This window comes from Streptomyces sp. NPDC026672 (assembly GCF_040638185.1).
Taxonomy (GTDB): Bacteria; Actinomycetota; Actinomycetes; order Streptomycetales; family Streptomycetaceae; genus Streptomyces.
On sequence record NZ_JBEZXS010000010.1, the window covers coordinates 225,767 to 245,295 of the forward strand.

Consider the following 19,529-nt stretch of genomic DNA (forward strand, 5'->3'; position numbering starts at 1 on the left):
CCGTCTACGCGGTCACCAGCCTCACCGCCGAACGGGCCGGCCCGACTCGGCTCGCCCGACTGATCCGAGGGCGCTGGACCGTCGAGGCCCTGCACCGAAGCCCTGAGTGATGGTGCCGTGTGGTTCAAGCCCGAGTTCTTCGACTGGCGCCGGGCGCCCGGAACGCGACCTTCGCAGAATTAACCTGAGAAACCTGTAGGTCCAGTCGTTTTCCATTGTTGACGCATTCTCGCGACTCTCACTTCTGCGGCATTTCCAAGCGCAAGTCCGCGGCAGGTTCACTGTGTAGTGCTGGTGACTGTTCGTGGGGAGCGCGGGGTGCCAATATAGATACATGTCGAAGCAGGAGCTTGTGGTGGTGGGGCAGGGGTCGGACGTCGGGGGCTGTTGTCCTGAGGGTGCGGAGCCGACCCTCGGGGAGGAGCGGGCCTTCGACCTCTCCCAGCCGACGATCTCCCATCACCTCAAGCTGCTGCGCAAGGCCGGCCTGGACGACTGCGAGCGCCGTGGCACCTGGGTCTACTACTGGGTCCTGCCCGACACCCTCGACCGCCTCACCGCCTTCCTGACCTCCCCAGGACTGACCGCCCCGGCGGACAGCAGGAAATAGACCGTCCCCTTTCGGACTCCGTCCCGCTCCGTCCCCCGGTCTCCGCTCACTCCCCTGATCCCGTCCTCCCGTAATCCCGTCCTCCCGAAAGACCGCTCCCCATGACCTCCCCCTCCGGAAGACCCTCCGTCCTCTTCGTCTGTGTGCACAACGCCGGCCGGTCCCAGATGGCCGCCGCCTTCCTCAGCCGTCTCGCGGGCGACCGCGTGGACGTGCGGTCCGCCGGGTCCGCGCCCGTCTCCTCGGTCAACCCGACCGTCGTCGCGGTCATGTCCGAGGTGGGCATCAACCTCTCCACCAAGGTACCCAAGGTGCTCACCACCGAGGACGTCCAGATGTCCGACGTGGTAATCACCATGGGCTGCGGGAACGCATGCCCCGTCCTGCCCGGCCGGCGCTACCTCGACTGGGACCTCCCGGACCCCGCGGGCCGCCGGATCGACGCCGTCCGCCCCATCCGCGACGAGATCGAGAAGCTCGTCCGCGGCCTCCTCGACGAGATCACCGAGAACGACGCGAGCAACGGGAGCGCCGAGATCACCGGGCGCGCCGGCAGTACCGAGAGCGTTGAGGGCGGTCCGTCCGGGTCGGCGGTCCCGCCGGGTCGGTAGTTCCGCCGGTAGTTCCGCCGGTGGTTCGGGCGGCGGGGTTCCGGGCCGCGCCCGCGGGCCGGACGTCCCCCGCCCCCGCCGCTCAGTCCTCCGACTGGGTCTCGGTCTCGCGCTTGCGGAGCAGGACCAGGGCCGCTCCGCCGATGACCACCAGGCCGATGGCCACGCCCGCGATCATCGGAGTGGCGGTGCCGCCACCCGTGGCGGCGAGGTTGGTACCGCCGGTCGGTACACCGCCGCCGCCCACCGTCGCCGGGCTCGGTTCGCTGAGGGTCTGGGCCGACAGGGCGCTCTCGCCGCTCTGGGTCCGGCAGTCGAGCAGGCCGGTGAAGCGCTGGGCGAAGCCGTTGGGACCGGTGATCGTGAAGTCGTATGCCTGGTCCTCCTGGAGCGGGATCGTCACGGTCTGCGAACCGCCCGCGGGGATGGAGTGCTGGAAGCCCAGGAGCTCGAAGGTGAACGGCTTGTCGCCCGAGTTGGACGCGGTGATGTCCACCCCGCCCTTGGCGCAGTTCTTGTGCGCCGCCAGCGCGGGGATCGCACCCCGGTCGGCCCAGGTCGCGGTCGCGGAGGCCGAGACCGTGGACTCGCTGGAGCCCGCCAGGATCTGCGTCTGGCTGCGGCTGTCGGAGGCGAAGGCCCGGCCGACCGGCACCGTGGTCGACGCCTGCACGGTCAGCGCGGCCGAGCCGTCCGTGGCGTCCTCGGGTATGTCGAAGAACAGCTCGCTGCCGTTCTGCGCGGACGTGAGGACCTTGCCGGTCTTGTCGACGATCCGCACCCCGCTGGTCGCCGCGTCGGCCGGCGGCGTCACGGTGACCGTGCCCGCGTCGGTGTGCACGGTCACCGGACCGAGCAGCCCTCCGGGGTGCCCCGAGACGGCGGCCGGGTCCAGGGTCAGCGACGACTTGGGCTCCGGCAGGTCGCGGGCGCTCTTCTCCAGGTAGTCGGCGAGCTTCTCGGCCTTCGGGTCGGCGGCGTCGACGTCCGCGCCGTCCGAGTACCGCCAGATGGCCACCTGGGTGCCGGCCGCCGCGTCCTGCTCGGTCAGCGAGCCGACGCCCGCGTGCCGGGCGAGGGCCGCGAGGTCGTTGACCTGCGGGTAGGAGTTCTGAAGGATCCAGCGGATCTTGCCGGCGTCCTTGTTGGTGCCGAGCGAGGTGCCGCTCCAGGGCGTCTCCTGGTAACGGGCGTCCTTCTGCGTGGGGTTGTGGATGTCGATGCAGTACGTCTGGAGGGTGCCCCCGCCCTCCACGGACATCTCGAACAGGCCCGCGGACACCCGCTGGTCACCGTCTTCCCCGTGGACGACGGCCTCGCCGTACGTCTTGAGACCGCCGATGGTCGCGACCGCTCCGCCCTGGCCGCGCGGAGCGGAGCCGTCGTCGGCGGCGGCAGCCGTCCCGGCCCCCGTCAGTACACCGGCCGCCGCGAGCCCGGACGCCAGCACACCGGCGGTGAGACGGGCCGCACCCCACCCGCGAGCGGACCGCCCGGTGGTGACCGAGTGTCCAGAGAACCCAGAGAACGCGAAAGACACAGAATTCCCCTTCGAGCAGGACCCGTTGGCGTGGGGGGCCAGGTCCCACCAGCTGAACCAGCGGCTCCGAAAGCCGTGTTCGGCATCCTAGGGACCGGCCGAGGCGCACTTTCCCGGTCGTGAGGTCGGTGACCGATCCGACTCGGAATCGTTATCGCCCCGACCGGCCTTGAGCAGGGCTTATCGACAAATCCACCGGTTCGTTCGCAGGTGGATCCGTCGATGAGTCCCGGTCCGGCCGGCCGGTCGCCCGATGCCTGGTCGGTTCGGTCTCTCGACCTGTGACGTCATGTCACCACGGCGGGTTCCCCGAGCGGTTGTCCGGAAGCCTCCGCATGCTCGGCCGGTGTCTCCCAGTCGGGCTCCGGACCTCGCGGCGAGGCGACCGCCGGCTCCGAATGCTGCGAGAGCGCCGTCTCCGGTTTCGCCGCGCGCCGGAAGGCCGACGTGCCCCGCGCCAGGTCGTGGCCGATCGCCACCGCGTCGATGTCCGCGGAGACCCAGCCCTGCTGGCCCTGCGGGCCCTCCCGGTTCTCCGTGCGCACCTTCAGCCTGCCCTGCACGACCACCGGATCGCCCACGTTCAGCGAGGCCGCCGTGTTGGTGGCGAGCTGGCGGTTGGCCCAGACCGTGAAGAAGTTGGTGTGACCGTCCGTCCAGGCGTTCTTCTCCCGGTCCCAGTAGCGCGAGGTCACCGCCAGCCGGAACCTGGCCGACGGGCCCGCCGCCAGTTCCCGGAACACCGGGCGCGTCGCCACGTTGCCCACCGCGCACACCATCGTCTCGTTCATCGTGCGTCCCTCCCTCGCCCGGGCACCGGCCACGGGCGGATACACGTACGGGCCCGTCCCGTACGGCTGCGTCGGCTGTCACGACCGCGTTCGCCGCATTCGCCGCGACCGCCGCACAGCCAGACTGCCTCCGTCGGGCCGGGCCCGCCGAGCGCTGTGGACCACCGGCCCACCTGTGGAAAAACCCGCCACTCACACGGGTGAACGAGGTCCCCTCCCCCGTCGGCTCATCCCACGCCCACCCCGGTGCCGCACACCTTCCCGTACTGCTCCCGCACCTCCCGGTACCGCAGCAGTTCCGAGGCCAGGGGATCGAGCACCCGGGCCCGCCCGCACCCCGCGGCCGCCTCGCGCAATCGGCGCTCCGCCTCCAGGCCGTACCGGCGTGCCGGCCCCCGCGCCGCCATCCGGCAGCTCCACTCCACCACCGGCCCCCCGACGATCCCGGCCACCATCAGCAGCACCGGAACACCCAGGTTGGGCGCCATGACCCCGACGATCTGGCCCACCAGCCACAGCCCGCCCACGACCTGGAGCAGCGTCATGCACGCCTGCGCCAGCACTGCCGCCGGCCACCAGCCAGGACGCGGTGGACGCCCCGGCAGCACGGCACGCGTCGCCAGTCCGTCCAGCGCCTCGGACAGACCCTGCGATCCGCGTACCGCCGCCTCGCGCACGGCCTGCGCCCAGGGCCCCGGCAGTCCGGCCGAGGCGTGCTCGGACACCGTACGGACCGCCTGTTCCACGCGCTGGCGCGCGGTCGCCTCCTCGTCCACCTGGCCCAGGGCGGGAAAACGCCCCGACGGGGTGTCGAGCCGGTCCTGGTACCAGCGCCACAGCCGCAACCAGGGCGTGCCGCAGGCGCGGTTGGCGTTGCGCAGCCAGGCGCGTTCCGCGGCGTCGCCCGCGGCCGTCGCGCCCACCGCGTCGGCGAGCCGGGCGGAGAACTCGTCGCGCGCCTCCTCGCTGAGCCCGGTGCGCCGTCCGGTGGCGTACACGGGCCACAGCCCGGCGGCGGCCGCGTCGACGTCGGCGGCGACACGGCGGGCCGCCGCCCCGCGCATGGCCAGGAACTGGCCCAGTACCTCGCGCAGTTCGCCGACGCCGTCGCCGGTCAGGGCGGACAGCGACAGCACGGTGGCGCCGGGTTCACCGTGCTCCCCGAGGGCGATCCCGTCCTCGTCGAGCAGGCGCCGCAGATCGTCGAGGACCTGGTGGGCGGCCTCGCCGGGCAGCCGGTCGACCTGGTTGAGGACGATGAACATGACCTCGGCGTGACCGGCCATGGGCCGCAGATAACGCTCGTGGAGGACGGCGTCGGCGTACTTCTCCGGGTCGACGACCCAGATCACCGCGTCGACGAGCTTCAGGATGCGGTCCACCTGCTCGCGGTGCTGCACGGCCGCCGAGTCGTGGTCCGGCAGGTCGACCAGGACCAGCCCGCTCAACTGCGCCTCGGCCTCCGGGCTCTGGACGGGGCGGCGGCGCAGCCGACCGGGTACGCCGAGCCGGTCGATGAGTCCGGCGGCCCCGTCGCTCCAGCTGCACACGATGGGCGCGGCGGTGGTCGGACGCCGTACGCCGGTCTCCGAGATGGCCACCCCGGCCAGGGTGTTGAACAACTGGGACTTGCCGCTGCCGGTGGCGCCCGCGATGGCGACGACGGTGTGCTGCCCGGAGAGCCTGCGCCGGGCGGTCGCCTCGTCGAGCACCCGGCCCGCCTCGGCGAGGGTGCGGCTGTCCACGCGCGTGCGGGAGAGGCCGACGAGTTCGCGCAGGGCGTCGAGCCGGGAGCGGAGGTGGCCGTCGTAGGCGAGCGGGCCGGCGGGCCGGGCGGCCGGACGGGGCGTCTCGACGGGGCGGTGCGAGTGCGCGACCTCGTCGTCCTCGGTCACGCGCCGGGCGATGAGCCCGTCGTCCCAGGAGCCGGCCTGGTCGCCCTGACCGTCGCCGTCACCCGCGTGTGGGCGCGATTCGGGGGTGACGGCGGGGGGACGTACCTCCCGTACTTCCCGTGCGTCCCGTACCTCTCGTACGCCATTAACATCGCGTACGTCCTTACGGTGCTCGGTGCTGTTGTCGTCCGGCACGCGCGCGTGGGTGCCCTGCCCGCCGCTCTTCTCCCCAGCCGACGGCTCCTCGGCCCGCCGCTCCCCGGCCCGTGCCTTCGCGTCCACCGGCCCCTCGGCCGAGGCGTTCCCGGCCGAGACCTTCTCGGTCGGCGCCTTCTCGCCGGACGCCTTCTCGATCGGGGGCTGCCCGGCCGGGACCTGCCCGGTCGATACGTTCGACACGTTCGGGACGTTCTCGGTCGGCATCTTCTCCAGGAGGCCCTTCCCGGGCGTCTCCTCCTTGTCCGGCTTCTCCATGAAGACCTCGATTTCCGCGGCCGCGGTCCGTGCGAAGGGGGTGTCCCCGTTCTGATCGGCGTACTCCGTGTGGTCCTGGTCAGTGACGGCGGTCACCGGTCACCTCTCCTTCTGCAGTACGGACAGCGCGGCGATGAGTTCGGCCTGGGGCTCGGGCTGGACGTCGAGGGCGTCGAGCGGGGCGAGCCGGCGTTCCCGCTCGACGTTCATCACGCGGTCCAGGTGCTCGCCGAGCAGCCGCCCCGCGCGGTCGCGCAGCCGCAGCGCGCCGTGCGCCCCCAGCCGCTCGGCAAGCCCCTCGCCCGCGGTCCTGGCCCGCCGACCGCCCAGCAGCGCGGTGGCGACCAGCGCGGCGATGACCTCGGGGTCGGGCGCGGCGCCCCGGTCCAGTTCGCGCACCTCCTCCTCGGCGTACTCCTCCAGTTCGCGCCGCCAGCGCCGTACGGCCAGTCCGATCCGGTGCTCGGCGCTGTCCGGGGACGGACCGCGGTCCGCGAGTTCCGGGGCGCCGGCCGCGGGCTCCCGGCGCCATGCCTCGTCGATGCGCTCGTCGGCGGCGGTCACGGCACACAGCAGCAGCGCGGCGAGGCTGCCGACCAGCGCGTCGAGCAGTTCGCCCGCGGTGCAGTCGAGGGGGAAGGCGCGCCACCGCTTCAGGGCGTCCCCTGCGAGCACGGCACCGCCGTTGAGCCGTCCCTTCACGCGCGCGTGCTCGCTGTCGTACGCCCCGTCGACGGCCGAGGTCAGCCGCAGCGCGGCCGCGTACTGGGCGGCGGCGGCCCCGGCCAGCTCGGGCATGCGGGACTTCAGCGATTCGAGGACGCCGTACGCCGTACGCGCCATGACGTGCTGGCGGGCGGCCGGGTCCTGGGCCTGGTGCACCAGCCAGGTCCGCAGGGCGGCCACCGCGCTCGCGGGCAGCAGACCGCCGCCCCACGCGGACTCGGGCAGCTCCGGCACGGTGAACCGGGGTACGTGGCCCAGGCCGGCCTTGGTGAGCAGGGCGCCGTACTGGCGGGAGACCTCGGCGACGACCTGGTGCGGGACCCGGTCGAGGACGGTCACCAGGGTGGCGTCGTACTGCTTGGCCGTGCGCAGCAGGTGCCAGGGGACGGCGTCGGCGTAGCGGGCGGCCGTGGTCACCATGATCCAGATGTCTGCCGCGCAGATCAGTTCGGCGGCGAGGACGCGGTTGTCGGCGACGAGGGAGTCGACGTCGGGGGCGTCGAGCAGGGCGAGCCCGCGCGGGACGCTGTCGACGGTCTCGACGCGCAGTACGCGCGCGGGGTCGTCGCCCGGGAACGGGGGGTCGTCGTGCGCGGGGTCGCGGCGGGGCGCCCACACGCGGGCGAGATCGGGCAGCACTCTCATCCCGCTGAACCAGTGATGGTCCTCCGGATGGCACACCAGCACCGGGGTACGGGTGGTCGGGCGCAGCACGCCCGCCTCGCTGACCCGCTGTCCAACGAGGGAGTTGACGAGCGTCGACTTGCCCGCGCCCGTGGAGCCGCCGACGACGGCCAGGAGCGGCGCTTCGGGTGCTCTCAACCGGGGCACCAGATAGTCGTCCAGCTGGGCGAGGAGCTCGTCGCGGTTGGCACGCGCGCGTGGGGCCCCCGCCAGGGGCAGCGGGAAGCGTGCGGCCGCGACACGGTCGCGCAGCGCGGAGAGTGTGTCGAGCAGCTGAGGCCGTACGTCCAAGGTCACCACATGCGAAGAATGCCCAATTTTGGGGGATTTCTGAAGCATATGGCGTTGCCTGCGTGCCGACGGAACAGATCGGGCGGATGGGGCGACTGGGGCGGACGCACAGGCGAGGCATAACGAGTGCACAACACCCGTGGCTGGATACGCCAAAAGCGATGCACGATTCGTACCTGCCTGCGATTATCAGGACCGCTTCACCGAACCTCCACATTGAGGTACGGAGGCGAAGCAACAGGGTCAAGGATGCGGGAGCCCTATCCTTGACCCCGGCAACGTCACGGATCGGCCCACACCCGGGCACCACGAACGAGGCCACACACCCGGCCCCCGTAGCTCAGTGGATAGAGCAGGCGCCTTCTAAGCGCTTGGCCGCAGGTTCGAGTCCTGCCGGGGGCGCCAGTCTCCGCCCTCTCTCGGGAGGGCTTTTTGCTGGTCGGCCAGGAAGAGGTCGATACCGCTGTGGAGTGCCCCCGCGGCGAAGTCGATGCGCCGATGATCGTCCCCGGGCGCTCGTCCCCCGCCTCCTGATCTTCGCGGGACCGCACTGGCATCGTGTGGTGGCCGAGTTGCGTGCCAGGGGGCACGAGGCGGTCGCCGTCGAGTTGCCCGGCGCCGACGAATCCGCGGGGGCTGCCCGAGTACACCGACGCGGTGGTTGACGCGATCGGCGGCCATCACGACGTGGTGCTGGTGGCCCAGTCGATGGGGGGTTTCACCGCTGCGATGGTCTGCGCTCGCGTGCGAGTGGAGTTGTTGGTGCTGGTCAACGCGATGATCCCGCTGCCGGGCGAGACGCCGGGACAGTGGTGGGAGAACACCGGAGCGCCGGCGGCCCGCGTCGCGGCGGCCGAAGCGGGCGGGTACGGCACGGAGTTCGACCCGGCCACCTACTTCCTGCACGACGTGCCGGCCGAGGTCGCCGCCGCCGGCGCCGCACACGACCGGCCCGAGGCCGACGTCGCGTTCGGTCAGCCTTGCGGCGTCGAACGCCGGCCGGACGTGCCCACTCGCGTGCTCGCCGCGACCGAAGACCGGTTCTTCCCCCTGGAGTTCCAGCGCCGAGTGGCCCTCGACCGCCTCGGAATCAACGCCGACGAGATCCCCGGCGGTCACCTCGTCGCGCTGTCGCGCCCCGTCGACCTGGTCGACCGGCTGATCGAGTACCCCAAGGGCCTCGGGGACCTGCGCTGACGAGCAGCGCGCCGTCTCGACACGGGGCACCGGGTCAGTCGGTCACGCCCAGGCTCTCCCGCATGATCCGGCGCATCGTCGTCAGCGCGGGTTCCGCTGCCCTCAGGTCGACGAGCGCCTGCTCCGCGCTCTCCCCGTCCCGGGCCAGGCCCCGGTCCATGCGCTTGGCGGTGGCGTCGATCGCGGCCAGGACGACGTTCAGCTCGCGGGACGCCCTCAGCACCGCCTCGGGCACGATCATCTGGGCCTCGGCGTAGCGGTCCCGGTAGTCCCGCCGGGCCTCCTCGACCTGGGCGCGGTCGTCGTCGGTGTAGACACCGTCCCGCATGCGGTGCAGGGCGTCCTTCAGCATGGTGTGGAAGTGGCGGGAGGCGCGGTTCATCGAGCTGTACGCGGCGCGGCGCTCCTCGAAGACCCGCCGCCTGTCCTCGGCCCGCCTCTCCTCCACCTGCCGGCGCTTCGTCGTCCACGTCGTGATCACAGGCGCCATGAGCGTACCGAGCACTCCGACAACGGCAGTGACCATGGCGGCGGTCGTGGCACCCATGCACGCGACCCTAGCGGTCGGCCCCGGTCACCGGCCCCGGAATCCGTCGGATGCCCCGACCGACGGCCCACCCGGCACCGCTGCCCGGAGGCACACCCGCCCGCCCCCTTGCTCAAATGCACACCCGCCCGCCCCCTTGCCCAGAGGCACGCGCACCCGCCCCGTCCCCGGAGGCACCCCCGTCGGCGCCCATGCCCGCGGGCGCACCCGCCCGGCCCCGTCCCCGGAAACACCCCCGCCCCGGCCCCCGCACCCGCGAGTACAGTCGCCCGCTGGAGGAAGGAGGGTCGGCGTGCGGCTCCGGTGTGCTGTGGTGGACGACTATCAGGGGGCGGCCCTCGGGGCGGCCGACTGGGGTGTGCTGGAGAAGGACGTGGAGGTCGTCCCACTGCGCGAACACCTCGACGGGGAGGACGCCCTCGCCGAGGCGCTCGTCGGCTTCGACATCGTCGTCACCCTGCGGGAACGCGTCGCCTTCCCCGCCTCCCTCCTGGCCCGGCTGCCCCGGCTGCGGCTGCTCGTCGCGTCCGGCATGCGCAACACCGTCATCGACTACGCCGCCGCCGAGGCGAACGGCGTCACCGTGTGCGGTACGGCCAGCAGCTCCACCCCGCCCGTCGAGCTGACCTGGGCCCTGCTGCTCGGCCTCGCCCGCGGCCTCGTCGAGGAGAGCACCGCGCTGCGCTCCGGCGGGCCCTGGCAGTCCACCGTCGGCGCCGATCTGCACGGCCGCCGGCTCGGGCTGCTCGGCCTCGGGAAGATCGGCTCCCTCGTGGCGCGCGTCGGTCTCGCCTTCGGGATGCGGGTGAGCGCGTGGAGCCAGAACCTCACCCCGGAGCGCGCCGCGGAGGTGGGTGTCGAACTGGCCGCGTCCAAGGAGGAACTGCTGTCCGGCAGCGACTTCGTCTCCGTGCACCTGGCCCTGGGCGAACGCACCCGCGGGCTGATCGGTGCCGCCGAACTCGCCCTGATGAAGCCGACCGCCTATCTGGTCAACACCTCCCGCGCGGCCGTCGTCGACCAGGACGCGCTGCTCGCCGCGCTCCACGCGGGGCGCATCGCGGGCGCCGGGGTCGACGTCTTCGACATCGAGCCGCTCCCCGCCGACCATCCGATGCGCACCGCGCCCCGCCTCCTCGCGACACCTCACCTCGGCTACGTCTCACGCGCCAACTACGCGACGTACTACGGGCAGGCGGTCGAGGACATCCGGGCGTTCCTCGCGGGCTCCCCGGTACGCCGGCTGCCCTGAGCCCCACCGTGCGGTGGACCTCGCTGTTCAATAAGGGTGATCCATACCGTGCCGCCGTGACCGGCACCGGGGCGTCGCGTTGAACGGGAAGTGCGGCGGCTGGATCTGCCGTCGCGCTCCCCGAGCATGAAGGAGAACGTGATGTCTCGCATGGCTAAGGCAGCCGCCGTCGCTCTCGGCACCGGAGCCGTGGTTCTCGGCGGGGCCGGTCTGGCCCTGGCCGACGCGGACGCGCAGGGTGCGGCCGTCGGATCGCCCGGCCTGGTGTCGGGCAACGCCATCCAGGTTCCGGTGAACGTGCCGGTCAACCTCTGCGGCAACACCGTCGACGTCGTCGGCCTGCTGAACCCGGCGTTCGGCAACGCCTGCGTCGACGCCGGGGAGAACGAGGCCGCCACGCCGCCCTCGGCCAACGGCTCCGGCTACGGCAGCTGACCCGGCCGCACCCCCACCTCCGCGGAGCCCCGACGCGACCGGCGCCGGGGCTCCGCCCTTACCGGAAGCCCCCTCCCGAGGGCCCCATACCGGAAACCCCTTCCCGGGGGCCCGACTCCGCCCCCTCCCCGAGCAGGCCCACCCCTTCCCGAGCACCGGACTCCGACCCCCGGTCTCCCCCTGACAGGAGCAGGACGCGAAGACCGTCAGGCGTACCGGTAGACCTGGCTGACGTCCTCCAACTGGTCCGGTGTCACGTCGTTCCAGGGCGGCAGCTTCTCGTTCCGGGCGACGACCCGCCCGTACTGCGCGCTGCCCCGGCCGGGCGGCCGTGCCGGCAGGTAGCGGTGCTCGCGGTGGCGGGCCTGCCAGCGCGACCACTGGAGGTCGACGAAGGCGTGGTGCAGCCAGAAGACGGGGTCGTTGACGGACGCGCCGGTGAGCATGGCCCCGCCGACCCACCGGTGCACCCGGTTGTGGTTGAGCCAGGAGGCGCTGCCGCTGCCCTTCCCCCAGCCCTCCAGCCTGTTGCGGAAGCCCTTGGTGACGGTCGAGTCCCAGGGCGAGACGTCGTAGACCGGCTCGTCCAGCGCCCCCTTCAGGTCGGCCGCCGTGGGCAGTTGGATCGGCGAGCGGGAACGGCCCAGGTCGCGGGTGAGGTACTCCCCGTCGGTGATGCCTTCCCTGATGGTCCAGTTGCCGGTCGCGTGGGCGAACGGGCCCGTGGTGACCCGGTGGTCGGACCCGCGCCCGGTGCCGCCGAGCAGGTCCGCGGTCCAGGGCACGGAGGTGGCCGTGCGGTCCCGGGTCCAGTCCCAGTACGGCACGGTCACCGACGGGTCGACGCGACGCAGGGCGCGCTCCAGCTCCAGCACGAACCTGCGGTGCCAGGGCAGGAAGGACGGCGCCATGTGGGCCGCGCGCAGCCCCTTGTCCCCGTCGCCGACGAAGAAGTCGACGTGCGTGCGCACGAACTCGTCGTACTCGCCCCGCCGTTTGAGCTCCAGGAGCGCGTCCACGAACCGCTTCCGCTCGCCGCGGGTGAGCGCGCCGACGTTCTTACGCACGTACGGCATGGCGACCCCCCATGTGTGCGTGGCCCTCGTCCATGGGGCCGGGGGCCAGGTCGCGCAGCCGCTGTCCGGGGCCCATCTCGTCGACGGCCGCGCGGGTCGCCTCCAGGGGGGTGCGGTACGAGCTGTAGTGGTCGAGCATGGTCAGCCAGGTGCCGTCGGCCCGGCGCATCAGGTGCAGCGGCCGGCCGTCCACGGTGACCTGCCACTCCCCCTCGCCCGCGGCCTGGTCCTCGGCGGGGACGAGGAAGCCCTGGATGCGGTGGCCCTGGTAGGTCTCGGCGAAGACCGTGTCGGGGCCCGCCGCCTCCCCCGCGGGCCTCGGGGGCCGGGACGCGGCCACGAGGGGGGCGAGGGCCAGCGCGGCGAACGCGCCGATCAGCCGGCGTCCGGCCTCGCGCCGGGTACGGTCCCGGGGGCCGCCCCTCGCCGCGTCTCTTCCCTCAGCACCGACTCGTCCCGCGCCAGCTCCCCCTTCGCCGGCTCCCCGCTCGGCTCCCACGGGCACTCCGCCTGCGTCAACGGCCATGGCTCACTCCTCCGTACGGTTCGGATGTCCGTAGCGGTAACCGCCCGGACGGCCGGGCGGTCACCGGGGAGCGGCCATACGGAGGTGTCCGGGCGTACGGAGGCGACCCGGCCGTAGAGGTGCCCGGGCGGCCGTGCCGGTCGTCAGGCGCGCAGGCTGCGGGCGGGCAGGACGACGTGCGCGGCGGCGGTCAGGGTCTCCTCGGCACCGGCGAAGGCGGCCAGCGCCTCCGGGGCGAGGGGGGTGCCGGGGCGGGCCGCGGGCCAGGCTCGGGTGGTGAACACGAGGTAGGCGTAGCCGCGTGCGGCGACGGCGGCGAGCCACTCCGGCGGGGCGGGGCACTGGGCGTTGAGCGGCGGCAGGCTGAGCGCGGCCTGCCCGGCCTCGACGAGCAGGGTGACGGGCAGGCTGGGCCGGCTCTTGCCGTCGACGAGGTCGCCGCCGACCGGCAGCCCATTGTTCTCCAGGAGCTGTGCGACCGCCGCGGACGTCACCTCCGGGCCGCCCTCGGCGTCCCCGAGGGAGTAGGCCAGCAGGTACGGCATGTCGGTTCCGTCGGGGGCCTCGCCGCTCCAGGCCAGTACGACGAGCGTGCCCAGGTCGGCGATGCGGAAGGGACGGGTGGTGCTTGGCGTTGAGGTCACCGCGCGACCCTACGACGGGCGTGCGGGCGGCCCGGGGCGTGCTCACCCGACCGGGGGACGGCGTACGGCCCGGCCACCCGAACGAGGGACGCCGCGCGGCGTCCCTCGAACAGGCCCGGGTTCAGCTCTGGAGCGGGAGTCCGCCGAGCAGCGGGGCGTGCTGGTTCAGCGCACCGGTCGTGCCCTTGACCGTGTGGAGCACGGAGTCCTTGTTCTCGGTGTCGAGCGCGTTCGACTGGTGCTGGAGCGGCATCACGTCGTCCAGGGTGAGCGGTGTGCTGGTGAGCGTGTCGACGGCGCCGTTGAGGCTGGAGGGCGTGAGGTCGGCGGCGCTGTGGGCGGCGAACGCGGGCGCGGCGACGCCGGCGAGCGCCACGGAACCGGCAACGACGGCGGCGGCCTTCAGGGACTTCATCGTGTTCCTTTCTCGGCGACTCGCGTCGCCTCGGGAGGACCTGGCGCGCTGTTCAACGAACTTCGCCCCGGCCGGGAAACCCCGTGTGCACAAGACATATGAGATCCCCGGCACGCCGGCCGCCGAGACACCGGGAGGACACGACATGACACGGCCGTCGGGCCGGCCACCGTGAGGTGACCGGCCCGACGGCCGTTCGCCGGGGTCCGCGCGCGGACCCGGGTCAGGAGGTGGTCGGCAGCGGCACCGGCAGCGACGGGACCGGGAGGCCGGGCAGCCCCGGCAGGTTCGGCGCGGGCAGGCCGCCGCCGAGCAGCGTGGCGGCGACGTAGTTGACGAGGCCGGTCACCACGGCGGTGGCGGCGGGCAGCACCTGGGTGACGTCGCCGGAGGTGACGGCGGCGAGCAGATCGTCGACCGCCTTCTGGAGCGCGGCGAGCGCGTCGCCGGCGAGGTCCTTGGCGGCGGGCGCCTTGGCCGGCTCGCCGTGCTTGAGGGAGGCCGCCCCGGGCAGGGCCGGGACCGTCGGCAGAGCGGGGACGGCGGGCAGTGCGGGGACGGCCGGTACAGCGGGTACCTCCGGGACCGCGACGGGCGGCGTGGCCGGGACGCCGGTGGTGAGCCGGGCGATGACCGCCTTCACGGCGTCGACCAGCTTCTGGGCCTCCTCCAGCGTCATCTGCCCGCTCGCGAGCGCCTGTTCGAGGAGGTCGGTCACCGGGGTGAGCAGGGAGGCGAGGTCGCCCAGGGCCTTGGTCTGGGCGAGCAGCGCGTCCGCGCCGGGCACGGGCGCACGGGTCTCCGCGCGTGAGTGCTCCCTCGCCGAGTCGGACGCGAGGGCGGCCGGCCCGGCGAGGCCGACCAGGAGGGAGGCGCACAGAGCGGTGGACGCGAGACGCCGTACGGGCAGACCACGCATGGGTGTTCCTTTCGGTGAACCACGGATCGTGAGCCCACCGTTCAATCGCCCGTCGCCGTCTGCAACCGCTCGCTCGCTCCCCGTCCCGGCCCGTTCCCGGCGGTCTTGGCATCGTGCCTGGTGGGACGCCCTGTCAAGGACGCCTCGCCGAATCGCCCGCGCCACCCCCCGTTCGAGGTAACGCGAACCGGCCGCCCTCCGCACGAACAACGCGGGAGGACGGCCGGCCGAGGGGATGTGCCGCGTCGTCAGTCGGTGACGCAGGCGCCGCCGAACGCCGGGTTCAGCAGTCCGATGACGTCCACGGTGTTGCCGCAGAGGTTGAGCGGCACGTGGACCGGGACCTGGAGGGCGTTGCCCGACAGCACGCCCGGGGAGTTGGCGGCAGCGCCGGACGCGTCACTGTCGGCGGCGGCGATGCCGGCGCCCCCGGCGACAACCGCGACGGCAGCGGTGGTCAGGGCGAGGCCCTTGGCGATACGCGACATGGAGAGGTGCTCCTTGGAATCGACACAGACATCCGGGCGGGATGCCCGGCGCTGTGTCAACGCGTGGCGCTCCCGCGGGTTGTGCCGCCAATGGGGTGATCTCCCGGAGGGACCCGCCCTTCACGAGTCGGACACACTCGTCCGCCTCCCCGGATCACTCCGAATGCCGACTAGAGTTGCGGCTCCCGGCAAACACTCCTATATCCGGGCAATCACAACCATTCGCTCCGCCTCTCCGCCGCCTCGTCGAAAGGAGCACGCCGGTCATGCGCCCCTTCCCTGCTCAGCCGCGGCCCACGGCCCCGCGAGACGGCGGTGACCAGTCGGGCCACCGGCTCGTTTCCCAGCGCGACACGGCGTGGACCGGCGCGCAGCACGGCGCCCCAGACGCCCAGTAGCGAGGCGCGTACCCACCCGCACTCACGAGCGCCCCCGAGCGAGGAACCCGCCGTATGCACCACTCCGCAACCGACCCTCGGCCCCGGGTCCTCCACCTCGCGCAGCCCGTCGACGGCGGTGTCGCCCGGGTCGTCCTCGATCTGACCCGGGCCCAGCTCGCGGCGCGCCTGCGCGTCACGGTCGCCGCCCCGGGCGGTGAACTGGCCACCGGCGCACGGGAGCTGGGCGCGGACGTACGGACGTGGCGGGCGACGCGGTCACCGGGTCCCGCGCTGGCGGGCGAGGTACGGCGGCTGGTCCGGCTGATCGGCGAGGTGCGGCCCGACCTGGTGCACGCGCACAGCGCCAAGGCGGGGCTCGCCGGGCGGCTCGCGGCACGCGGACGCGTCCCGACCGTGTTCCAGCCGCACGCCTGGTCGTTCGAGGCCGTCGGCGGCGCGACGGCGGCGCTGGCCCTGAACTGGGAGCGGTGGGGCGCCCGCTGGGCCGCGCGCGTGGTGTGCGTGAGCGAGGCCGAGCGGACCAGAGGGGTGCGCGCCGGGATCGACGCCCGCTGGAGCGTGATCCCCAACGGCGTCGACACGGAACGCTTCTCGCCCGCTCCCGCGGCCGGGGCCCGCGCCCTGCTGCCCGGCGGCGTCGGCCCGGCCGCGCCGCTCGTGGTGTGCGTGGGCCGGCTGTGCCGGCAGAAGGGGCAGGACGTCCTGCTCGACGCCTGGGACGCCGTACTGCACCGGGTGCCGGACGCGCGGCTCGTGCTCGTCGGCGACGGACCCGACCGCGGGCGGCTGCGCTCTCGGGCCCCGCGCGCGGTGTTCTTCGCGGGCGCCGTGTCCGACGCCGTGCCCTGGTACCGGGCCGCCGACCTGGTGGCGCTGCCCTCCCGCTGGGAGGGGATGGCGCTGGCCCCGCTGGAGGCCATGGCCTGCGGGCGGCCCGTGCTGGTCACGGACGTCGACGGCGCCCGCGAGAGCCTGCCGACCGCGCTCGCCGCGCACTGCCTGGTCCCGCCCGGGGCGCCGGGTCCGCTGGCGGACGCCGTTACGGGGCTGCTGCTCGACCCCGCGCTGCGGGCCCGGCTCGGCGACCGGGCCCGGCGCCACGTCCTGTCCACGCACGACGTACGGCACACGGCCGGGGCGGTCGCGGACCTGTACCGCGACCTCCTCGGCGGCCGGCCTGCCATGTCCTCCGAGTGCAGGGAGCCCGTTCACCCGTGACCGCGGAAAGCACCGTCCCCTCCCCCGGCCCGCAGCCACGGGACCACGGATTCCCGGCCGTGTCGGTCATGCCGCCACGCCCCGCGGACGGCTTCCGGTTCCCGCTGCGGCGCCCGCCCGCGCGCCCGCCGTCCCCCGTGCCGCTGCTCGCCGCGGACCTGGCCGCCGCCCTGACGGGCGCCGCCGTGCCGGTCGCGGAGGGGCACCGCCCGCTCGTGGCCGCCCTGCTGGTGTCGGGCGCGCTGGTGCTGCGCCCGCGCGCGGACCGGCAGGTGACGGACGTCCTCGACGAACTGCCCGCCGTCTGCGGCCGGATCACCGCGGTCTGGCTGGCGCTCGCCGCGCTCGTCGCCGCGTGCGCCCCCGGGTACCCGCTGGCCGCCCGGACCCTGCTGACCGGCTGGGCGCTGCACACCGCAGCGGCCTGCGCCGGCCGGGGGCTGGTGCGCCGACGGCGGCGGCTCGCGCTGCTGCGCCGCCCGCGCGCCGCGCTGGTGATCGGCCCGGCCGGCACCGCCCGCCGGGTGGCCGCCGCCGTCCTGCGCCACCCGGGCTGCGGGGTGCGCCCGGTGGGCATCGTCGCCGAACGGCACGACGACGGCGGCCACCCCGAGGGCCCGCCCGTGCTGACCACCGGCGAGGAGGTCGAACGGGCGCTGATCCAGAACGGGGTGCGCGCGGTGCTCACCGTCTCCCCCGCCGTCCGCACCCGGCAGGGCCCGCTGCTGCGCGCGCTGGCCGAGTCGGGGTGCGCGGTGTGGGAGGTCGACGCGGACGTGCCGGCGCACGCCTCTCCGGCGAGGCTCGCCGGGTTCTCGTGCCGCCCGCTGGACCTCGGGACGCGGCAGCGGGGCAGCGCGGGCAAGCGGGTGCTGGACGTGCTGGTGTCCGGGGCGCTCCTCGTGCTGAGCGGCCCGGTGCTGCTCGGGTGCGCGGCGGTGCTGCGGCTGACCGACGGGCCCGGCGTGGTCTTCCGGCAGGAGCGCATCGGCAAGGACGGACGGCCCTTCACGCTGCTGAAGTTCCGCACGCACCGCCCGGTCGACGAGCACGAGGCCGCCACCCGCTGGAGCGTGGCGGGCGCACGGGACATGAGCGCGTTCTGCCGCTTCCTGCGCCGCAGTTCGCTCGACGAGCTGCTCCAGCTGTGGAACGTGCTGCGCGGCGACATGAGCCTGGTCGGCCCGCGCCCCGAACGCCCCTATTTCGTGGCCCAGTTCAGCCAGACCCACCCCGGCTACGCGGCCCGCCACCGGATGCGGGCCGGCATCACCGGGCTGGCGCAGGTCAACGGGTTGCGCGGCGACACCTCGATCGAGGACCGGGCGCGGTTCGACAACGCCTACATCGACAACTGGTCGCTGTGGCAGGACGTCTGCATCCTGCTGCGCACGGCGGCCGCGCTCGTGCGTTCCACGGGGAGCTGACCCATGAGCCTCGTCCTGCCCCCGCCCACCCGCCGGGCCGTCGTCCGGCTGGGTCCTGTGCTGCCCGTGGTGGCGGTCGTCGCGCTGCTCGCGCTGCCGCTCGCCCCCGGCGGCGACGGCGGAGCGGGCCCGGCCGACGTGGTCTCCGCGCTGGCCGTCGGCCTCTGCGCGCTGCGCCTCGTACGGCAGCGGCGGCGGCCCCTGCCGGTGCGGGCCGCCGTGGTGCTCGGGCTGCCGGTCGTCGGGCTCGCGCTCGCCGCGGTGGGGGCGCCCTCGCCGGGAGCGGGGCTGGCCGGGCTCGGCCGCTACCTCCAGGTGTTCGTGCTCGTGCCCGCCGCCGTGCTGCTGCTGGTCCGCGACCGGACCGACTTCCGGCTGGTGGCCTGGGCGCTGGTGGCGCTGGCGGGGTGGCAGGGGGCGCTCGGCGTGCACCAGTACGTCACCGGGACCGGCGCCTCCTACCAGGGCGAGGACATCCGGGCGGTCGGCACGTTCGGGGCGCAGGACGTGATGGGCATGGCGACCGTGGTCTCCCTCGGCCTGGTCTGCGCGGTCGGTGTGGCGCTCGGGCGGGCGTCGGTGCGGCAACGCGCGGTGGCCACCGGGTGCGCGCTCGCCCTGCTGCTGCCGCTGGCGCTGTCCTTCAGCCGGGGCGCCTGGATCGCGACGGCGGTGACCTGTGTGGTCCAGTTGCTGCTCGCCGGGGTGCGGCGCGCCCTGAAGGTGGGGGCGGCGGCGCTCGCGGCGGGCGTGGTCCTGGTGGGCGGGTTCGGTGTGGGCACGGCCATGCTCCAGGAGCGGATCAGCAGCATCACCCGGGTCGCGGACGCGCCGGACCGGTCGGTGACCGACCGGTACACGATGTGGGCGGCGGCGACCGGGATGTGGCGCGAACACCCGCTGACCGGGGTCGGGTTGAAGGGGTTCCCGGAGTACCGGGACGGACACTCCTCGCTGGCGCTGTCCTCCGGGAGCGACACGGGGGGCGCGGGCGCGGGCTTCCGCCGGCAGCCGCTGCTGTCCCCGCACAACATGTACCTGCTGGTCCTCGGGGAGCAGGGGCTGATCGGTCTGCTGGCCCTCGCGGGCGGCTGGCTCGCGCTGCTGGTGTGCGCGGTGCACCGGCTGCGGCGGGTCCGGGCCGGGGGCGACCGCCCCGACGTGGCCCTCGTGGCGTGCGGTCTGCCGGTGTGGCTGCTGACCGACTTCGGGTACGCCGACATCGGCGGCCCCTCCACGGTCCTGACCGGCGTCTGCCTCGGCCTCGCGGGCTGGTGGGCCCTGTTGGGCGACACCCCCGGGGGCATGTCCCCCGACGGCGGCCACAAGGGCGCCTCCGGTGGCGACGGCGACGACAACCAC

General features: G+C 74.0%; 18 protein-coding genes, 1 tRNA gene and 1 pseudogene. 9 read left to right on the top strand and 11 right to left on the bottom strand.

Features of this window, described 5'->3' with window-relative positions:
* Positions 1-334 precede the first annotated feature (334 nt).
* Positions 335-610, top strand: a complete 276-nt coding sequence (locus tag AB0F77_RS14665; protein ID WP_361947016.1) for a metalloregulator ArsR/SmtB family transcription factor — start codon at positions 335-337, stop codon at positions 608-610.
* Positions 611-711: 101 nt separating this feature from the next.
* On the top strand, positions 712-1,221 hold the full coding sequence (locus tag AB0F77_RS14670) for an arsenate reductase ArsC (RefSeq protein ID WP_361947019.1): 510 nt from the start codon (positions 712-714) through the stop codon (positions 1,219-1,221).
* 82 nt (positions 1,222-1,303) lie between these two features.
* On the opposite strand, the gene AB0F77_RS14675 is transcribed toward AB0F77_RS14670, so the two are convergent.
* The 4 genes from AB0F77_RS14675 to AB0F77_RS14690 all read right to left on the bottom strand — a co-directional run bounded on the left by AB0F77_RS14675 (position 1,304) and on the right by AB0F77_RS14690 (position 7,631).
* On the bottom strand, positions 1,304-2,668 hold the full coding sequence (locus tag AB0F77_RS14675) for a Cys-Gln thioester bond-forming surface protein (protein ID WP_361947128.1): 1,365 nt from the start codon (positions 2,666-2,668) through the stop codon (positions 1,304-1,306).
* 380 nt (positions 2,669-3,048) lie between these two features.
* Positions 3,049-3,552 carry a single-stranded DNA-binding protein gene (locus tag AB0F77_RS14680; RefSeq protein ID WP_361947022.1) on the bottom strand — a complete coding sequence of 168 codons (504 nt, stop codon included), beginning with the start codon at positions 3,550-3,552 and terminating at the stop codon, positions 3,049-3,051.
* A 227-nt stretch (positions 3,553-3,779) separates the two neighbouring features.
* Positions 3,780-5,870, bottom strand: coding sequence for a YfjP family GTPase (locus tag AB0F77_RS14685; RefSeq protein WP_361947131.1), 2,091 nt, complete (start codon positions 5,868-5,870; stop codon positions 3,780-3,782).
* A 150-nt stretch (positions 5,871-6,020) separates the two neighbouring features.
* On the bottom strand, positions 6,021-7,631 hold the full coding sequence (locus AB0F77_RS14690) for a dynamin family protein (protein ID WP_361947025.1): 1,611 nt from the start codon (positions 7,629-7,631) through the stop codon (positions 6,021-6,023).
* Between the two features lie 320 nt (positions 7,632-7,951).
* Between AB0F77_RS14690 and AB0F77_RS14695 the strand changes: the two genes are divergently transcribed.
* Positions 7,952-8,027: transfer RNA gene (locus AB0F77_RS14695), tRNA-Arg, on the top strand.
* A gap of 171 nt (positions 8,028-8,198) precedes the next feature.
* On the top strand, positions 8,199-8,819 hold the full coding sequence (locus AB0F77_RS14700; RefSeq protein ID WP_361947028.1) for an alpha/beta hydrolase: 621 nt from the start codon (positions 8,199-8,201) through the stop codon (positions 8,817-8,819).
* Positions 8,820-8,853: 34 nt separating this feature from the next.
* Here AB0F77_RS14700 and AB0F77_RS14705 read toward each other — a convergent pair whose 3' ends face one another.
* Positions 8,854-9,366 carry a hypothetical protein gene (locus AB0F77_RS14705; RefSeq protein ID WP_361947031.1) on the bottom strand — a complete coding sequence of 171 codons (513 nt, stop codon included), beginning with the start codon at positions 9,364-9,366 and terminating at the stop codon, positions 8,854-8,856.
* A 292-nt stretch (positions 9,367-9,658) separates the two neighbouring features.
* Between AB0F77_RS14705 and AB0F77_RS14710 the strand changes: the two genes are divergently transcribed.
* Together AB0F77_RS14710 and AB0F77_RS14715 are read left to right on the top strand one after the other, a co-directional pair.
* Positions 9,659-10,618 (top strand): D-2-hydroxyacid dehydrogenase family protein, encoded by a 960-nt coding sequence (locus AB0F77_RS14710; protein WP_361947034.1) that lies wholly within the window; start codon positions 9,659-9,661, stop codon positions 10,616-10,618.
* Between the two features lie 141 nt (positions 10,619-10,759).
* Positions 10,760-11,053: a chaplin gene (locus tag AB0F77_RS14715; RefSeq protein WP_361947037.1), complete on the top strand. Its 294-nt coding sequence runs from the start codon at positions 10,760-10,762 to the stop codon at positions 11,051-11,053.
* Positions 11,054-11,259: 206 nt separating this feature from the next.
* Here AB0F77_RS14715 and AB0F77_RS14720 read toward each other — a convergent pair whose 3' ends face one another.
* From AB0F77_RS14720 to AB0F77_RS14745, 6 genes are all read right to left on the bottom strand, one after another.
* Positions 11,260-12,129, bottom strand: coding sequence for a tyrosinase family protein (locus AB0F77_RS14720; protein ID WP_361947040.1), 870 nt, complete (start codon positions 12,127-12,129; stop codon positions 11,260-11,262).
* Positions 12,113-12,655, bottom strand: coding sequence for a tyrosinase family oxidase copper chaperone (locus AB0F77_RS14725; protein ID WP_361947043.1), 543 nt, complete (start codon positions 12,653-12,655; stop codon positions 12,113-12,115). Before AB0F77_RS14725 ends, AB0F77_RS14720 begins: the two co-directional genes overlap by 17 nt.
* Before the next feature lie 143 nt (positions 12,656-12,798).
* Positions 12,799-13,299: a DUF5949 family protein gene (locus tag AB0F77_RS14730; RefSeq protein ID WP_361947046.1), complete on the bottom strand. Its 501-nt coding sequence runs from the start codon at positions 13,297-13,299 to the stop codon at positions 12,799-12,801.
* Positions 13,300-13,420: 121 nt separating this feature from the next.
* Positions 13,421-13,714: a hypothetical protein gene (locus tag AB0F77_RS14735; protein ID WP_361947049.1), complete on the bottom strand. Its 294-nt coding sequence runs from the start codon at positions 13,712-13,714 to the stop codon at positions 13,421-13,423.
* Positions 13,715-13,937: 223 nt separating this feature from the next.
* Entirely contained in the window at positions 13,938-14,633 is a 696-nt protein-coding gene (locus tag AB0F77_RS14740; RefSeq protein WP_361947052.1) for a hypothetical protein, read from the bottom strand.
* Positions 14,634-14,881: 248 nt separating this feature from the next.
* Positions 14,882-15,121, bottom strand: a complete 240-nt coding sequence (locus AB0F77_RS14745; RefSeq protein ID WP_361947055.1) for a chaplin — start codon at positions 15,119-15,121, stop codon at positions 14,882-14,884.
* Positions 15,122-15,573: 452 nt separating this feature from the next.
* Between AB0F77_RS14745 and AB0F77_RS14750 the strand changes: the two genes are divergently transcribed.
* The 3 genes and pseudogenes from AB0F77_RS14750 to AB0F77_RS14760 form a co-directional block, all read left to right on the top strand.
* Positions 15,574-16,740 (top strand): glycosyltransferase, encoded by a 1,167-nt coding sequence (locus tag AB0F77_RS14750; RefSeq protein WP_361947058.1) that lies wholly within the window; start codon positions 15,574-15,576, stop codon positions 16,738-16,740.
* On the top strand, positions 16,737-18,167 hold the full coding sequence (locus AB0F77_RS14755) for a sugar transferase (protein ID WP_361947061.1): 1,431 nt from the start codon (positions 16,737-16,739) through the stop codon (positions 18,165-18,167). Before AB0F77_RS14750 ends, AB0F77_RS14755 begins: the two co-directional genes overlap by 4 nt.
* A gap of 3 nt (positions 18,168-18,170) precedes the next feature.
* Positions 18,171-19,457, top strand: a pseudogene (locus AB0F77_RS14760) (O-antigen ligase family protein); the annotation flags it as partial.
* Positions 19,458-19,529: the final 72 nt, after the last annotated feature.

What these genes read in the sequence shown, in the direction of transcription:
- AB0F77_RS14705 (WP_361947031.1), bottom strand. Translation starts at nt 9,366, where the DNA reads ATGGGTGCCACGACCGCCGCCATGGTCACTGCCGTTGTCGGAGTGCTC.
- AB0F77_RS14670 (WP_361947019.1), top strand. Translation starts at nt 712, where the DNA reads ATGACCTCCCCCTCCGGAAGACCCTCCGTCCTCTTCGTCTGTGTGCAC.
- AB0F77_RS14750 (WP_361947058.1), top strand. Translation starts at nt 15,574, where the DNA reads ATGCACCACTCCGCAACCGACCCTCGGCCCCGGGTCCTCCACCTCGCG.
- AB0F77_RS14725 (WP_361947043.1), bottom strand. Translation starts at nt 12,655, where the DNA reads ATGGCCGTTGACGCAGGCGGAGTGCCCGTGGGAGCCGAGCGGGGAGCC.
- AB0F77_RS14745 (WP_361947055.1), bottom strand. Translation starts at nt 15,121, where the DNA reads ATGTCGCGTATCGCCAAGGGCCTCGCCCTGACCACCGCTGCCGTCGCG.
- AB0F77_RS14735 (WP_361947049.1), bottom strand. Translation starts at nt 13,714, where the DNA reads ATGAAGTCCCTGAAGGCCGCCGCCGTCGTTGCCGGTTCCGTGGCGCTC.
- AB0F77_RS14720 (WP_361947040.1), bottom strand. Translation starts at nt 12,129, where the DNA reads ATGCCGTACGTGCGTAAGAACGTCGGCGCGCTCACCCGCGGCGAGCGG.
- AB0F77_RS14665 (WP_361947016.1), top strand. Translation starts at nt 335, where the DNA reads ATGTCGAAGCAGGAGCTTGTGGTGGTGGGGCAGGGGTCGGACGTCGGG.
- AB0F77_RS14715 (WP_361947037.1), top strand. Translation starts at nt 10,760, where the DNA reads ATGTCTCGCATGGCTAAGGCAGCCGCCGTCGCTCTCGGCACCGGAGCC.
- AB0F77_RS14680 (WP_361947022.1), bottom strand. Translation starts at nt 3,552, where the DNA reads ATGAACGAGACGATGGTGTGCGCGGTGGGCAACGTGGCGACGCGCCCG.
- AB0F77_RS14740 (WP_361947052.1), bottom strand. Translation starts at nt 14,633, where the DNA reads ATGCGTGGTCTGCCCGTACGGCGTCTCGCGTCCACCGCTCTGTGCGCC.
- AB0F77_RS14685 (WP_361947131.1), bottom strand. Translation starts at nt 5,870, where the DNA reads ATGCCGACCGAGAACGTCCCGAACGTGTCGAACGTATCGACCGGGCAG.